The sequence below is a fragment of the Saccharopolyspora terrae genome, assembly GCF_004348435.1.
Classification (GTDB): domain Bacteria; phylum Actinomycetota; class Actinomycetes; order Mycobacteriales; family Pseudonocardiaceae; genus Saccharopolyspora; species Saccharopolyspora endophytica.
In genome coordinates, this window is record NZ_SMKS01000002.1 from 145,978 (window position 1) to 161,196 (window position 15,219).

Sequence of the window (15,219 nt, forward strand, 5' to 3'; positions counted from 1 at the left end):
GTGGTTCCCCGGACCGGGTTCTACTGCTGGGTGCGGCCCTCCCAATAGGGTTCGCGCAGTTTGAACTTCTGCAGCTTGCCGGTGGCGGTACGGGGGAGTTCGCTGCGGAAGGCCACCGATGTGGGTGCCTTGTAGCCGGCAATCCGGTCCTTGCACCACCTGATCAGCTCGGCTTCCATCTCGGGCGTGCCCTCTGACTCGGGAGCGAGCACCACGAGCGCCTTGATCGTCTCGCCCCACTTCTCGCTGGGCACGCCGATCACGCACACCTCCGCGACCGCGGGATGGGAGAACAGGGTGTCCTCGACCTCGATCGAGGAGACGTTCTCGCCGCCGGTGATGATGACGTCCTTCTTGCGGTCCGCGATCGTGAGGTAGCCGTCGTCGGAGAGGTAGCCGCCGTCGCCGGTGTGGAACCAGCCACCGTCGAGCGCCTTCTCGGTTTCCTCCGGCTGCTCCCAGTAGCCTTCTAGCACCACGTTGGAGCGTGCCAGCACCTCGCCGGCCCCCTCCTCGGACTGGTCGATGCTCAGTCGTACGCCGAGCGCCGGTGCGCCGGCTCGGGTGAGCTTCTGCGCACGCTCTTCCGGGTCGAGGTCGTCCCACTCGGCCCGCGTGCGGTTGACCGTCAGCAGCGGTGAGGTCTCGGTGAGGCCGTAGATCTGGATGAACTCCCAGCCGAGCTCCTCCTGCACGCGCACGACCGTCCTCGTCGGCGGGGGTGCCCCGGCCATGATGATCCGCACCCGGTCCCGGCCGGGAATCTCGCCCTCCCAGTCCTGGGCGGCGTCCAGCACCGCTTGCGCGACCGCCGGAGCAGCGCACATCACCGTGACGCCGTGGTCGCGGACCCTGCGCAGGATCTCGGCTCCGTCGACCTTGCGCAGGATGATGTGCTGCCCTCCGACACCGGTCATGGCGAACGGCATGCCCCAGCCGTTGGCGTGGAACTGCGGGAGCGTGTGGAGGTAGACGTCGCGATCGCTGATCTGGGCGTGCAGCCCGAACGTGAGCGCGTTGACCCAGATGTTCCGGTGCGTGATCTGCACGCCCTTGGGACGCGCCGTCGTGCCGGAGGTGTAGTTGATCGTGGCGGTCGCCGACTCGTCCGGTTCCCAGGCCTGGGGTTCGGATCCCGGCGGCGCGTAGAGCGCTTCGTCGTCGCCGAGCACGAACTTGTGCTCGCAGCTGACACCCGCCAGCGCCTCCTCGAGCTCCGGATCGACGTAGAGCACCCGTGCGCCGGAGTGCTCGACGATGTACTGCACCTCGTCAGGCCGCAGCCGGAAGTTCACGGGGACGAGCACCCGCCCCCATCCGCTGACCCCGAAGAACGACGTGAGCAGCCGCGCGCTGTTGTGGCTCACGATCGCCACCCGGTCGCCGACACCGATGCCGAGCTGATCGAGTTTCGCGGCCTGACGACGCGCCAGCTCCCCCAACTGCGCGTACGTCAGCTCGCCCTGGCTCACCGCCGGCTGCGCCGGCTCGTCGACGACGCCTACCCGGTCGCCGTACACCTGCACCGCACGGTCGATGAAGTCGCTGACGCTGAACGGGACGAACATTGCTGGATCATCTCCTCGGGGACCTGGCCTCGGCGTCTGAAGAACCGCCGAGCCCGGTATCGCCGGTGTGCGGACTGAGTTGTGGGCGACAGTCGATGGGCGAGACGGTCAGGCAACTGCTGGCGGAGTGGCTTGGTACTCAAGTTCTCGGTCATGAGGAGAAGTACCACGGCGTGCGGATTGATGCCCAGAGCGCCGCGACGGTTCCGTGATGCAAGCGCGTTGCGGACTCCTGCCGTCCCAGCCGTTGGACGCTGTCCGGCGGACGTCATCGGCAGCCGGTGCCCAGGCAGTTGACGTGCAGGAGCATCCTGCCGTCGAGCCGGAGGGCGTAGTCCTCGCGTTGGGCGGGGGTGCCCGCTGCGGTGACCACGCCGTGCACGGTCACCGCGGCGTTGTCCGGGGTCGAAGCTGTGCACTCGACGGTGAAGTCGGAGCCGGGGTGGGCGTTCTCGGCGCCGGTGCTGCGGCACGCCGGGCGATCTCGCAGCAGAACGCCGTGCTTGGCCAGCTCGACCCGAGCGCCCAGCGATACGGCGTTGCGGTACCCGGCGGCCGAGATCGCCTTCGCCGGGTCTGCGCAGCCGGTGACCACCAGGGCGACCACTGCCAGTGCCAGCGCCAGTCCCGTCCTCATCTCCCACTTTCCGCCGCGGCCTCGATGGTCTCCACGACCACGTCCGGACATTCCCATGCCACCTGGTGCCGGCTGCGGGGCAGCAGGCGGTGGCAACCGCCCAAGAGCCGTGCCAGGCGGGTGTGGCACCTCGCCCACCGCACGGCCGCGTTCGCGCGCATCCCCCCGACGGCGGTGAGAATCCACACGGGTACGGCAGGAAACGTCGTGCGTTGTCGGAGCACGGCCAGGTCTCGCAGCATCGGTTCGAAGGCGAGGTACTCCTGCCACGCTGCGGTGATCGCGGCCGGTGAGCGGAATCGGGCACGTCCGGCCGCTCGCACCGCCGGGGGCAGCGGTCGGGACGTTTGCGCACGTGCGCCTGCCGTCCAGAGGGCTGGTCCGAACGGTGCGATGCAGGGCGCCGCACGGCGGCCCAGCGCTTCTGCGGCCAGCAGCGACCACTCCGGGTGCGGCGAAGCGCTGCCGCAACTCGGGTCCAGCAGCACGAGCGCGCGCAGCGAGCTCGGATGCCGTCGACCCATCGCCTCGGCGTGCAGCGCCGAGACCGAATGCGCCACCACCACCGCACCGCCGTGTCGGTCCGCGGCGGCGCTCAGCCGGTCGGCCTCGTCATCCAGGGTGGGCAACCCCGGTCGAGGTGCGCATCCGTCGAGGCCGGGGCGTTCCAGCCGATGCGCGCGATGCGCCGACAACGCGGTCAGGACCGGTTCCCAGTCGTAGGCGGCACCGGCCATTCCCGAGGTCAGCAGCACCGCGGGCGGTTCAGACATCGACACCACCCGCGGATCGCGTTCGACGGGCGTGGTTGACGGCCAGGGCGATCAGCCACGTCGCGATGAGGCCGAGCTGCACTCGTTGGGTCACCCCGGCTCCCGCGCCCATCCACAGCGCTCCCAGCGTCGCCACCGTCGCCAGCCCGGTCAGCGCACACCACGCCCAGCCCCAGCGTGCGCGCGGCCCGGTACCGGACTTGGCCAGTCCGCCCATGGCCACGAGCATGCCCAGCGCCGCAACGGAGCTGGTCATCTCGTGCACCGCGTGGGTGGCGGGGAGCGCTCCTACGAGCTCTCGCACGGCGCATCCCGAGTCGACGTAGCTCGCGCACGTCATCGGGGTCAGCGCACCGTCCAGCCCGGTGGCGACGCCGAAGACCAGCAGACCGCTCCACCCCACGACCCCGCCGACGCCGGACCGGATCCCGGCCACGGCGGCTGCGGCGGCCAGCAACCCGGCGAGTCCGTCACCGAAGCGGAAGAGCCGGCTACCGGGTTGGTCACGGGCGGCGAATTCGCTGACGTAGCCGTTGAGCGCGTCCAGATCCGGATTGATCCACGGCCCCAGCAGCCACAGGCTGTAGAGGACGGCGGCGCCCACGCAGCATCCTGCGACTGCACGTGCCTCCCACCGGGCCGCAACCCGGGCATCGGAGTCGGCCAGCATGAACTGTCCTAGGGTCGTGAGGTCAGCATCGATCGTCCACTGCATGCCAGCTTAAGCGGAGGAGGTACGGATGGGTCGGGCAGCGTCGGTGGGCCGGTCGACGAGCGAGTGGGGGCCTGCGACCGAGCCGGACTGGACGGCTCGAGTCCCACGGATCGCTGCCGGAACACTGGTGTGCATCGCGGTCCTGTGCGCCCTGGCTGCTGTCGGAGCGGCGTTCCGGAGCGGGATGCAGCCGGTGCGCGAGTTCATCGACCTGGTGCTGTTCCCCGCTCCCGCCAACCTCGGGTATGCGGCCTTCCTGCTGGTGTTGGCAGGGGCGTTGGGACGCCGCAAGCGCATCGCCTACCGGATCCTGCTGCTGGTGCTGGCCTTGCAACTCGTCCTGTCCGGGCTGGTGCTGCTGATCGCCCTGGCGATCCCGTGGGAGCCGGGTTTCGTCGAGCAGGTGCTGCCGAGCGGTGTGCGGTGGTCGCTGGGTGCGAACGTGCTGCTCACCGCGATCGCGATGGTGGTTCTGGGGTTGGCCTCGCGGCAGTTCTACGGACGGGTGCAGCGTGCCAGCGTGCCCAAGGCGCTGGTGACGTTCGTCGGACTCGCCGCGGTGTTCATCGTGCTGGGCTACGGACTGGTCACGGTGTTCTCAGGCTCGTTGCACGACTTCGCTGACCAGTTCAGCTGGACGGTCGAACGAGTCCTGGGAGGTGCGGTGACCCTGGACATCACCCGAGCCGGGGAAGCTCCGGGCTGGGTGAACCTCGTGCTCGGCACGTTCGGGATGGCCACGCTGTTCGCCACGCTGGCGGTGCTCTTCCGATCCCAGCGCACCGCCTCGGTCCTGCCCGCTGCCGACGAGCGCCGCGTGAGGCGGTTGTTGGCCGATCATGGCGAGGTCGACTCGTTGGGGTACTTCGCAACGCGGCGGGACAAAGCGGTGCTCTTCTCGGACAGCGGCAAGGGCGCCATCAGCTATCGCGTGGTCGCAGGCGTCTGCTTGGCCAGCGGCGACCCGCTCGGTGACCCCGAAGCGTGGGGACCGGCGATCGAGCGGTGGCTGGGGATGTGCCGGGATTACGCCTGGCGGCCGGCCGTGATCGGCGCCGGTGAGCGCGGCGCCCGCGCCTACGCGCGGGCGGGCTTGAAGATCCTGCGGTTGGGCGACGAAGCGGTTCTGGACCTGTCCACCTTCAACCTGGAAGGCCGCGAGATGCGGCCGGTGCGCCAGGCGGTGAACCGGTTGCACCGCGCCGGATACCGCGCGCGGATCCGCAGGCAGGAGGAGATCTCGGCGGAGGAGATGGCCGAGGTCGCCCGCCGCGCTGTTCGGTGGCGGGGAAGCGACACCGAACGCGGCTTCTCGATGGCGCTGGGCCGGTGGGGCGACCCGGCCGATGGCGGATGCGTGCTGGTCGAAGCCGTGAACACCGACGGTGAAGTGTGCGCGATGCTGTCCTTCGTGCCGTGGGGACGCACCGGCCTGTCGTTGGAAGCCATGCGCCGAGCGCCCGAGAGCGACAACGGGCTGGTGGAGTTGATGATCAGCTCCCTGGCGCGTTCGGGAGGGCATGCGCGGGGTGCGACACCCGCAGGTCTCCAGCGGCTCTCGCTGAACTTCGCGGTCTTCCGAGAGGTGTTCGAAGGAGGCGCCCGGTTGGGCGCGGGTCCGGTGCTGCGGTCCTGGCGCGGGATCCTGCTGTTCTTCTCGCGTTGGTGGCAGTTGGAGTCGTTGTACCGCTCGAACGCCAAGTACCAGCCCGACTGGGTGCCTCGGTTCATCGGTTTCGGCGATCGGCGCGATCTGGCCCGGGTCGGGTTCGCCTCGGCGGTGGCCGAGGGGTTCGTACCCCTGCTCGGTTCGAGTGGCACCGCCACCCCTGCCGCGGCCGCACCGGGTGAGGACCGGATGCCGGAGACCGAGCCGCACGAGCACGAGCCCGGTCGGCGATCGGTCCCCGAGCAGATGCGGGTTCGCCTGGACACGGTCGCCAAGATCCGGGAAGCCGGGGGTGATCCGTACCCGGCGCAGGTTCCGCGCACCGATTCCTGCGCGGAGATCGTCGAACGGCATGCCGGAACCGCACCGGATACCCGCACCGGCGAACGCACCGCGGTCACCGGACGAGTCGTGTTGATGCGTGACCACGGCCGGTTGTGCTTCGCCACCTTGCGCGATTGGTCCGGGCACCTGCAGGTCATGTTCACCACCTCCGACACGGGTACGACTCGGTGGCGAGCGTGGAAGAACGAGATCGACATCGGCGACCAGGTCTCGGTGCAGGGGGAGGTCATCACCACGCGTCACGGCGAGACCACGGTGCTGGCCGATGAATGGACCTTGGCGTCCAAATGCCTGCGTCCCCTGCCGGACAAGCATGCCGGTCTCACCGATCCGGAGACCCGATCCCGAGCGCGCTCGGTGGACCTCATCGTCGGTACCGAGGCCCGGGACATGTTGCGGGCCCGCTCGGCCGCCTTGCAGGCGTTGCGCTCGACGCTGACCGGACACCGGTTCCTGGAGGTCGAGACGCCGATCCTCCAACCCGTGCACGGTGGTGCCTCGGCGCAGCCGTTCCGGACTCACATCAACGCCTACGACATGCCGCTGTACTTGCGCATCGCCCCGGAGCTCTACCTGAAGCGGCTGTGCGTGGGCGGGGTGGAACGGGTCTTCGAACTCGGGCGCACGTTCCGCAACGAGGGGGTTTCGGCCCGGCACAACCCGGAATTCACGATGCTGGAGGCTTACCAGGCCCACGCCGATTACGCGGTGATGCGACAGCTGTGCGAAGAGCTCGTGCAGGCCGCGGCCACTGCGGTGCACGGGGCGCCGGTAGCTCGGCGGCAGGGCACCGGCGATGGTGCCGAGGAGGTCGACCTGTCCGGGAGCTGGCCGGTGATCACCGTGCACGAGGCGCTGTCCTCGGCGTTGGGGGAGGAGATCACCCCGGAGACCCCGCCGGAGCAGTTGCGGTCGTTGTGCGAGCGGACGCAGGTCGCCTGCGATCCGGATTGGCCACGTGGCGCGTTCGTGGTCGAGCTCTACGAGCGCTTGGTCGAGCGCCGCACGACGCGCCCGACCTTCTACACCGACTTTCCCGTCGATGTTTCCCCGCTGACCCGCCCGCACCGCCACGACCCGAGGCTGGCCGAACGCTGGGACCTGGTCGCCTTCGGCGTGGAGATCGGAACCGCCTACTCCGAACTCGTCGATCCGATCGAGCAGCGCCGCCGCTTGACCGAGCAGTCGTTGCAGGCGGCCGGGGGTGATCCGGAGGCGATGGAGTTGGACGAGGACTTCCTGCGCTCGTTGGAATTCGCCATGCCGCCCACCGGCGGACTCGGGCTCGGAGTGGACCGCCTGCTGATGTTGCTCACCGGTCGGCCGATTCGAGACACGTTGCCGTTTCCGCTGACCCGTCCCGGGGGTCGCACCTGACATGCGGCCGCCGGGTGGTGGAGGTGAGTACGCGAGTCGTGGTCCAGCGCCGTCCTCTGTGGAGTGACCTGATCAGGGGGCGTTCGCGTCGAGCTGGGCCAGCGTCGAGTGGAGTTCCTGCGCCAGAAGGCGCAGCCTGCGAACATCGTCCTGGCTCGCCACGGCAGCGGGCTCGGATGTCACGTGCGCATCCACGTCGAACACCGTTCCGGCGCGGTGCCAGACGCTGAACGATTCCAGGCCGTCGCCGTGTTCATCTCGGGTGACTCCCTCCAGGAGCAGCAGCGGTTCGCCGATGCTGACGTCGAGCGCCCGTGCGAGGTCTTGATCGGCGGGGACGGCCTGCACCTGTCGCGGGCCTCCGGAGGGGATGCAGCCGTGCTCGCGCATCAGGCCGAGCAACGAAGCCCCTTCGAGCAGTTCTGCGGTGAAGTGCGGGAACCTCGCGTGCGGCACGAGGGTTCGCATGAAGATGACGGGAGTGCCTTCGAGGTATCGAACCCGCTCGATCTTCCACGCTTCCGAGGTTCCCAGGACCGCCCGCGCCGGCTCGGGTGCCGTCGCGCGTTCGACGCTGAGCACGTGCGTCCGGAGTTGCTGGCCTCGTTGCTCGGCCTGCTCACGCAGTCCGCCTGCGCGGTCGACGTGCCGGTGCAGCACGGGTTCTGCGGTCACGACGCTGCCGCGTCCTCGTTGCCGGCTGATGATGCCGAGGGAAGCCAGGCTTGCCAGCGCTTGCCGGACGACGCTGCGTGAGACGCCGAACCGCTGCTGCAGCTCGGCTTCTGTGGGCAGCGACGACCCGGGGGAGAGCCGGTCGCGGATCTCGTGGCGCAGGATCTCCTGGATCTGGACGTGAAGCGGCCGCTCGTCATCCCGGTCGACGCGCGGCTCGTCGTCGTCCACCTGCAAGGGCACTCCTTCGTCGCGCGACTGGCTGCGGCGGCTTCGAGCGGCGTGAGATGCCTCTTGACCACGCCGTCGCGCCAAGCCTAGGGTACCGCCGAAAAGTACGTACGAAAAGTACGCACAACTGGCGCCCGGGCCAACGGAGGCTCAGGAGACGGAAGGTCGAGACCTTGGCGAAGATGCAGTCGCGGCAACGCCGCTTGCGAGTGCCCCTCTTTGAGACCCTGCAGAAGCTGCCTGCCGGACTCATGCTCGTGCCGCTGGTCATCGGAGTGCTGGTCAACACGCTCACCCCAGGAGCGCTCGAGGTCGGTGGCTTCACGACCGCGTTGTTCAAGGACGGCGCGCTGACCCTGATCGCCGTGCTCATCGTGGCGACGGGCGCACAGATCACCGGCAGTCGCAGCGGCAAGGCAGCGGCCGCGACCACGCTCACGGTGCTGGTCTGCAAGACCCTGGTGCCCGTGTGCCTCGCCGTCGGGCTCGGCCTGACCGTCGGGATCGACGGCGTTGCAGGGGTGTCGATCCTGGCGCTGCTCGCGATCTTCGGCAACAGCAACGGGGCGCTGTGGCTGGCCTTCGCCGGGGAGTACGGCGACGAGCGCGATCAGGGTGCCTACGTCGCCAGCGCCTTCGACGACGGGCCGTTCCTGGCGCTGATCTTCCTGGGAGCCTCCGGGCTGGGCGACATCCCGGTGCTCGCGCTGGTCGCCGCCATCGTGCCGTTCATCCTCGGACTGATCATCGGTGCCCTCGACGAGGAGTGGACGCGGGGCCTTGGACCACGTGCCCGCGATCGTGATCCCGTTCATGTCGTTCGCGGTCGGGACCGGGATCGATCTGCGAACGGTGGTGACCGGCGGACTGGCCGGGATCGTGCTCGGCGCGGGCGTCGTGGTCATCACCGGCGGCCTGACGTACCTGGGGTACCGCTACGTGCTGCGCCGGGGGGCGAAGAGCGGCATCGGATTCGCCGCGGGCACCACGGCGGGCAATGCCGTCGCGGTACCGGCCTCCGTGGCCGCCGCCGACCCCCGCTTCGAGCCGCTCGTCGCCTCCGCCTCTGCGCAGGCGGCCACGGCGGTGCTCGTCACCGCTCTGCTCGCTCCCGTCGTAGCGTCCTGGGCGCTTCGACGCGCAGGCGGTCTTCAGCCGACCCACGCCGTGGCCTGATCGGCCACCGGTAACCGAAGGAGAGTTGATGCGCGACCAGCGCACGGTGCGGTGCACGTACTACATCGAGTCCGCCAAGCCGCCCGCGGACGCTGCGGCGGTCATGGCCGGCGAGCAGTCCAGCGGCACGTTCGTCCCGGTCCCGGGCGAGTCACCGCGGATCCGGGAGCGCCACGCGGCCCACGTCGTCGAGGTGCGGGAGCTGGAGCGCCGGTCGCCTTCGCTGCCCTCTCGGAGCAGGCCGGAGCAGGTGCGGGCCGCGAACGTGACCATCGACATCCCGATGGAGAACATCGGCACCGATCTGGCCACGCTGTGGACCACGATCGCCGGGAACCTCTTCGAGCTCGGCGAGCTGCACGCGTGCCGGCTCAACCGGCTGGAGCTGCCCGACGACTTCGTCGCGGCGCATCCCGGGCCCGCCTTCGGCATCAAGGGAACGCGCAGGTTGATCGGGGACGCCGCGGGGGCCCTGATCGGCACGATCGTCAAGCCCAACATCGGGTTGTCCGAACCCGAGTTCCGGCAGGTCGTGCGGGAGTTGGCGCGGGCTTCGATCGATCTCGTCAAGGACGACGAGCTGATGACCGATCAGGCCCACCTCCCGCTGGAACGGCGGATCGCGGTGGCCACCGAGGAGATCCGCGCCGCCGAGCAGGTGACCGGCCACCCCACGATGTACGCCTTCAACATCACGGGCGACCTGGCAGGTCTGCGCCGACGGCACGACATGGTCGTCGAGGCGGGTGGGCGCTGCGTGATGCTGAACGTCCCGGTGATGGGGCTGCAGGCGCTGGAATGGCTCCGCTCGTTCTCCGAAGTGCCCATCCACGGTCACCGCGCCGGTCTGGCCGCGTCCATGCGCGCGGACGGCCTGGGCGTCGACTACGGCGTGTGGCAGCAGCTCGCCCGGCTCGCGGGCGCCGACCAGTTGCACGTCAGCGGCCTGCGCAGCAAGTTCTACGAGCGGGACGAGGAGGTCGCCGGCAACATCCGCGGGCTGCTCGCACCGCTGGGCGCGACCACCCCCGTGCTGCCGGTGCTCTCGTCGGGGCAGAACGTCACGACACCCGCGCCCACCTTCTCCGCCGTCGCGTCCACGGACCTGCTGATGCTCGCCGGGGGAGGGGTCGCGGCACATCCCGGGGGTCCGGCGGCCGGTGTCCGGAGCCTGCGCGACGCGTGGGCTGCGGCGACCGAGGGCGTAGCGCTGGCCGACGCCGCCGAGCGGCGAGCGCGAGCGGGGGACGACGCGCTGCTGCGCGCCGTCGAGAAGTTCGGGCAGGGGGCGGGATGACCAGCATCGGTTTCCTCGGCGACGACCTCACCGGGGCCGGTGACGTGCTGGCGCAGGCGCACCGCCACGGGCTCGAAGCGGCGATGGTGATCGGAGACGGCCCGCTTCCCCGAGACGCGGACGTCGTGGGCATCGCGGGACCGATCCGGTCGCTGGGCGGCGAGCCCTTCGCCGAGCTGGTGAGCAGCGGCCTCGCGCGGCTGGCCGCCCTCGAACCCGATGTCCTGCTGTACAAGGTGTGCTCGACGTTCGACAGCTCACCGGAGATCGGCAGCATCGGGCGCGGAATCAGCCTGCTCCACCGGCAGTTCGGCGATCACGGGCCGATCGCGGTGGCGCCCGCGCAACCGGGATTCGGCAGGTTCACGGCGTTCAGCGATCACTACGCGGCCCACGCGGGGACCGTGCACCGGTTGGACCGGCATCCCGTCATGTCCGTCCACCCCTCGACCCCGATGCACGACGCGGACCTGCGCCGCGTCCTCGCCGCGCAGCTGGAGGCGGGCGAGCAGGTCCGCGAGATCCACCTCCCGGCGTACGACGACGGCACGTTCGCGCAAGCGTGGGCCGAGCGGCGCCGGGAAACCGGGACCGCGGCCTTCGTCGTGGACGCGACTCGTGAGGAGCACCTCGACGCCATCGCCCGGGAGCTCCTGCAGGACGCGGCAGGTTCGGGTCCGGCGCTCGTCGTGGGCTCGGGCGGGATCATGGGTGCGCTCGCCCGCCTCACCAGCAACGCCGCGCCACCCGAACCGCCCGAGCACCGGGCGAGCGGCCCGGTCCTCGCGGTGAGCGCCTCCGCGTCAGCCGTCACGGCCGGGCAGTTGCGGGACGCGATCGAGCACGGCTGGGCGGACGTCGCCCTCCCGTCGACGATGCTGCACGGCGACGACGCCGGCCTCGCCGCGGAGTGGGAATCCCGCGTCGCCGAAGCGCTCGCCGCTGGTCAGGACGTCGTCGTGCACAGCACGCGAGGTCCAGGCGACGCCCGATTCGTCGACGACCGCCCGGTCGCTCCCGCCCACGTCGGCTCGCTGATCGGAGGGCTCGCCGCGCGGATGGCGGAGGAAGGACTCACCCGGGACATCGCGATCTTCGGCGGCGACACCTCCAGTCATGCCCTCATCGCGATGGGCGTGCGCGAACTGAGGGTGGCGCACCAGTTCGTCACGGCGGGTCCCGTGCTGAGGAGCCCGGACCCACCGGTCGCGGGATGCCGCCTGCTCCTCAAGGGCGGGCAGGTCGGCCCGGTCGACATCCTGCGCCGGTTCGCCGGTCAGATCCCCCACGCATAGCGAGAAATCACATCACCAGGAGGCGAAATGCGCGCCGTCATCAAGGAATCTGCCCAACCGGGTGCCGAATTCATCACCGACGCACCCGATCCGAAGGCGGATGCGGGTTCGGTGGTCATCGAGGTGGCCGCGGCGTCGCTGTGCGGGACCGATCGCGAGCTCTACGAGTGGACGCCCTCCGCGCAGGCCTTCGGCCTCCGGCTGCCGGTCGTGCTCGGTCACGAAGGCACCGGAACCGTGGTCGACGTCGGAGCGGGCGTCACGGGATTGCGGCCGGGGGATCGAGTCGCGCTGGAGAGCCACATCGCGTGCGGGCAGTGCTTCCCGTGCCGAACCGGTTCCGCCCACACCTGCGAGCGGACCGGGATCATCGGCATGCACATCGACGGCCTGTTCGCCGAGTACATGTCGGCGCCGCAGGAGATCTGCGTGAAGCTGCCCGAGGGCGTTCCGGTCGAGTCCGCCGCGCTGCTGGAAGCCGCCGGCGTCGCCGTGCACGCCATCCAGCGCTCCGGTCACGCCGTCACGGGAGGGTCGGTGCTCATCAGCGGCGCCGGGCCGATCGGTCTGGTCCTGGCCCACCTGTCGAAGCGGATGGGCGCGGCTCACGTCGTGGTCGTCGAACCGAACCCGTTCCGCCGCGCGCAAGCCGACGAGCTCGGCGTCCGCACGATGCTCCCCGGCGAGGAGGTGGTGGAGACGTGCCGCGAGCTCTCCGGTCGTCGGGGCGGCTTCGACGTCGCGTTCGAGTGCTCGGGAGCGCCGGGCACGCTGCCCGCGCTCTTCGAGGCGGTGCGTCGTGAAGCGGTGGTCGTCACGGTCGGGCACCCGAGCAGGCCCACCGAGATCGACCTGGCCGGCCACATCAACAAGAAGGGGATCACGCTGCGCGGTGTCTTCGGCCGCAGGCTCTGGGACAGCTGGGAGGAATTGCTGCTGCTGCTCGAGTCCGGACGGCTCGAGCTCGACTGGCTGGTCACCCACCGAATGCGGCTCGACGACATCGACGAGGCCATCGGACTGCTGACCGGCGACGCGGGCAAGGTCCTCCTGCTTCCCCACCTGACCTGACGAGCGCTCGCCGGCCCGAACCGTCTGATGTGGACGGCTGCTGTTCCGCCTCGACGCTCGTGCGGGCGCCTCTACGGAGACGCCAGGGCCCCGGGCCAGTGGAGTGGTGCGAGGTGCAGTCCGCCTTGACCCCAGCCTGCGCTGGTGACCGAGGTGGTGCCGTCGGGTTCGGTGATGACCTCGGCGGCGTGGGCGTTGATGTGGCCCGCTGGATCGTCCACTGCGAACCGGAACGGGTTCGCGCTGCGGTACACCCGGGTGTCCTCGTAACCGGGATCGCAGCAGACGAACAGGTACCAGCCCTCCGGGCGCTGCACCACGAACGGGGACTCGGTGGGTCCGCCGACGGTGCCCGAGCGCGGGTGCTCGAAGGCGACGTGCTTGTCGCTCCAGTGCACGAGGTCGCGGCTGACCCGGTAGGCCACCTGGTGGTTTCCGCCCTCGGGCGTGCTGGTCGCGGTGTAGTACATGACCCAGAGCGAGCCGACCCTGGTGACCATGGGGTCCCTGGCGTCGAATCCGTCGGTGAACAGCGGGTTGGCGTCGCTGCGGACCCAGTTCCACAGGTCGGTGGACGTCGCGAGGTGCATGCGGTAGGCGGCGTGATCAGGAGTGCCCGCGGCGTAGAACATGTGGTACAGGCCGTCGGCGAAGACCACGTGCGGTGCCCAGATGTGGCTCTCACCGGCGGCCGGGTCGGCGGTCAGCGCGAACGGCTGCTTCGTCCAGGGGCCGCGGGGCGAGGGAGCGGTGGCGTGACCGAACTGCTTCTCGTCGAGCGGATCGGCCGGCTCGGGATGGCTGATGGCGTAGACGTGCCACAATCCGGTGTCCACGTCTCGGATCATCGTGTGGTCGTTGTAGTACCACTGCTCGTCCTCGCCGACCGACGGGTCGTAGACGCGGATGAACTCCCCGGCCGACACCGGATCGGACGCCGACGCCACCCCGGATGCCGTCATCTGGACCGCGAGCAGCAATGCGATCACCGAGCGAAGCATCATCGCCCCCGTCCCGACGAGCCCGTGTCCTCTCGGTATACCGCTCCAGAAGCTCCACCGACAGCGGGAGAACGGGTGAACGCGTTGTGGGCGCGAGCGACGACGCGGCAGGAACTCGAACACGCGCGGTCGGGCGGGAGCTCAGCGCGCCAGGACGTGACGTCGGGCTCTCAGCGTCGATCGGTGTTCCAGATCTCCACCGATGCGAGACCGCAGCGGTCGATGGCGAGGTCCTTCTTCCCGCGTGCGCGGCACGACTTCGGCGGAACGTTTCCGCGATCGGATCGGGTTCGGAACGGCATCCTTGTCCGGGCTGTTGAACGGCCCGCCCGACGGCACACTTGAACCGCACTGCCGCTTCCCGGTGTCCCGACCGGAGCTGAGTTCTGGCCACGGAGGCCGGAAGGCTCGTGGGTAGCAGGCCGCCCATCACGCTGAGTGGGGGGTCGTTCGCTCTTGGTTCCGATACGGTGGCGTCATGAACGACGGGGCCGGGGAAGTCGAGTTGGCGGCAGAGGTTTCGCACGCGGACCTCACCAGGCCGAACATCGCCCGCATGTACGACTACATCCTCGGCGGGTCCGCCAACTTCGAGGTGGACCGCGCGGCGGCCGATCAAGCGCTCGAACTCGTACCGACCGAACGGGACTACAGCTACACCAACCGTTCCTTCCTCGGTCGCGCGGTGCGCTACCTGGCGACCGAGGCCGGTATCGACCAGTTCCTCGACCTGGGGTCCGGGGTTCCCACCGTCGGCAACGTGCACGAGATCGCCCGGGCGCACTGCCCGCAGGCGAAGGTGGCCTACGTCGATTGGGAAGCGATCGCCTGCCACCACGCTCGTCGCCTCCTGGGTGATGATCCGCAGGTCTCGGTCACCGAGCTCGACGTCTGCGACGCCGACGAGGTGCTGCGATCCCCGGGCGTGGCCGGGTTGCTGGACTTCTCCGAACCGGTCGCGGTCCTGGCGTTCGGGATTCTCGACCTTCTGCCCGGCCCCGACGGGGCAGCGCTGGTCGAGCGCTACCGCGACGCGTGCGTCCCGGGCAGCGCGCTGGCCGTGTCCCACAACGCGCAGATGTCGCGCACCGACGACGAGGTGGCTGCGCTGCGTTCCCTGCTGGCGGGCACGTCGACCCCGCACCTGCACATCCGCACAGCCGACGAGGTCGCAGGACTGTTCCCGGGATACACGCTGGTCGACCCGGGGGTGGTGCCCGCAGCCCACTGGCGCCCGGACGTCCCGGTCAGTGACGAAGAAGCAGCCCGGGGCAACGTCCTCGGCGGCGTCGGCATCCTCCGCGGCTGACCTCCGCGAATCGAGGCCGTACCTCGATCGACCTCGTCGAGCTGGTTGTGCGGTGCGGAACTCGGCGAGGCCCTCGACCC

The 15,219-nt window shown here is 70.0% G+C and carries 12 protein-coding genes and 1 pseudogene; 7 read left to right on the forward strand and 6 right to left on the reverse strand.

The window, feature by feature from the left end:
• Positions 1-20: 20 nt before the first annotated feature.
• From E1181_RS02505 to E1181_RS02520, 4 genes are all read right to left on the reverse strand, one after another.
• On the reverse strand, positions 21-1,568 hold the full coding sequence (locus tag E1181_RS02505; protein WP_132672223.1) for an AMP-binding protein: 1,548 nt from the start codon (positions 1,566-1,568) through the stop codon (positions 21-23).
• 268 nt (positions 1,569-1,836) lie between these two features.
• Positions 1,837-2,205 (reverse strand): hypothetical protein, encoded by a 369-nt coding sequence (locus E1181_RS02510; protein ID WP_132672224.1) that lies wholly within the window; start codon positions 2,203-2,205, stop codon positions 1,837-1,839.
• A complete protein-coding gene (locus E1181_RS02515) occupies positions 2,202-2,978 on the reverse strand; it encodes an alpha/beta fold hydrolase (protein WP_132672225.1) in 777 nt (258 codons plus the stop codon). Before E1181_RS02515 ends, E1181_RS02510 begins: the two co-directional genes overlap by 4 nt.
• Positions 2,971-3,582, reverse strand: a complete 612-nt coding sequence (locus tag E1181_RS02520; RefSeq protein WP_165944501.1) for a DUF998 domain-containing protein — start codon at positions 3,580-3,582, stop codon at positions 2,971-2,973. Before E1181_RS02520 ends, E1181_RS02515 begins: the two co-directional genes overlap by 8 nt.
• Before the next feature lie 136 nt (positions 3,583-3,718).
• On the opposite strand from E1181_RS02520, the gene lysX reads away from it, so the two are divergent.
• Complete coding sequence (gene lysX / locus E1181_RS02525) at positions 3,719-7,084, forward strand: bifunctional lysylphosphatidylglycerol synthetase/lysine--tRNA ligase LysX (protein WP_132672227.1); 3,366 nt, start codon at positions 3,719-3,721, stop codon at positions 7,082-7,084.
• Positions 7,085-7,156: 72 nt separating this feature from the next.
• Here the strand turns inward: lysX and E1181_RS02530 are convergent, their stop codons facing one another.
• The gene (locus E1181_RS02530) at positions 7,157-7,990 is read right to left on the reverse strand and encodes a GntR family transcriptional regulator (protein WP_207921980.1); all 834 of its coding nucleotides are present in this window, start codon (positions 7,988-7,990) and stop codon (positions 7,157-7,159) included.
• 251 nt (positions 7,991-8,241) lie between these two features.
• On the opposite strand from E1181_RS02530, the pseudogene E1181_RS32495 reads away from it, so the two are divergent.
• The 5 genes and pseudogenes from E1181_RS32495 to E1181_RS02550 all read left to right on the forward strand — a co-directional run.
• Positions 8,242-8,703, forward strand: a pseudogene (locus E1181_RS32495) (2-keto-3-deoxygluconate permease); the annotation flags it as partial.
• 76 nt (positions 8,704-8,779) lie between these two features.
• A complete protein-coding gene (locus E1181_RS32500; RefSeq protein ID WP_268952426.1) occupies positions 8,780-9,166 on the forward strand; it encodes a 2-keto-3-deoxygluconate permease in 387 nt (128 codons plus the stop codon).
• 28 nt (positions 9,167-9,194) lie between these two features.
• Complete coding sequence (locus tag E1181_RS02540) at positions 9,195-10,463, forward strand: RuBisCO large subunit C-terminal-like domain-containing protein (RefSeq protein WP_132672229.1); 1,269 nt, start codon at positions 9,195-9,197, stop codon at positions 10,461-10,463.
• Complete coding sequence (locus E1181_RS02545; protein WP_132672230.1) at positions 10,460-11,758, forward strand: four-carbon acid sugar kinase family protein; 1,299 nt, start codon at positions 10,460-10,462, stop codon at positions 11,756-11,758. Before E1181_RS02540 ends, E1181_RS02545 begins: the two co-directional genes overlap by 4 nt.
• A gap of 27 nt (positions 11,759-11,785) precedes the next feature.
• The gene (locus E1181_RS02550; protein WP_132672231.1) at positions 11,786-12,829 is read left to right on the forward strand and encodes an alcohol dehydrogenase catalytic domain-containing protein; all 1,044 of its coding nucleotides are present in this window, start codon (positions 11,786-11,788) and stop codon (positions 12,827-12,829) included.
• A gap of 71 nt (positions 12,830-12,900) precedes the next feature.
• On the opposite strand, the gene E1181_RS02555 is transcribed toward E1181_RS02550, so the two are convergent.
• Positions 12,901-13,818, reverse strand: a complete 918-nt coding sequence (locus E1181_RS02555) for a glycoside hydrolase family protein (protein ID WP_235875801.1) — start codon at positions 13,816-13,818, stop codon at positions 12,901-12,903.
• Between the two features lie 490 nt (positions 13,819-14,308).
• Between E1181_RS02555 and E1181_RS02560 the strand changes: the two genes are divergently transcribed.
• Entirely contained in the window at positions 14,309-15,139 is an 831-nt protein-coding gene (locus E1181_RS02560) for an SAM-dependent methyltransferase (protein WP_132672233.1), read from the forward strand.
• Positions 15,140-15,219 lie beyond the last annotated feature (80 nt).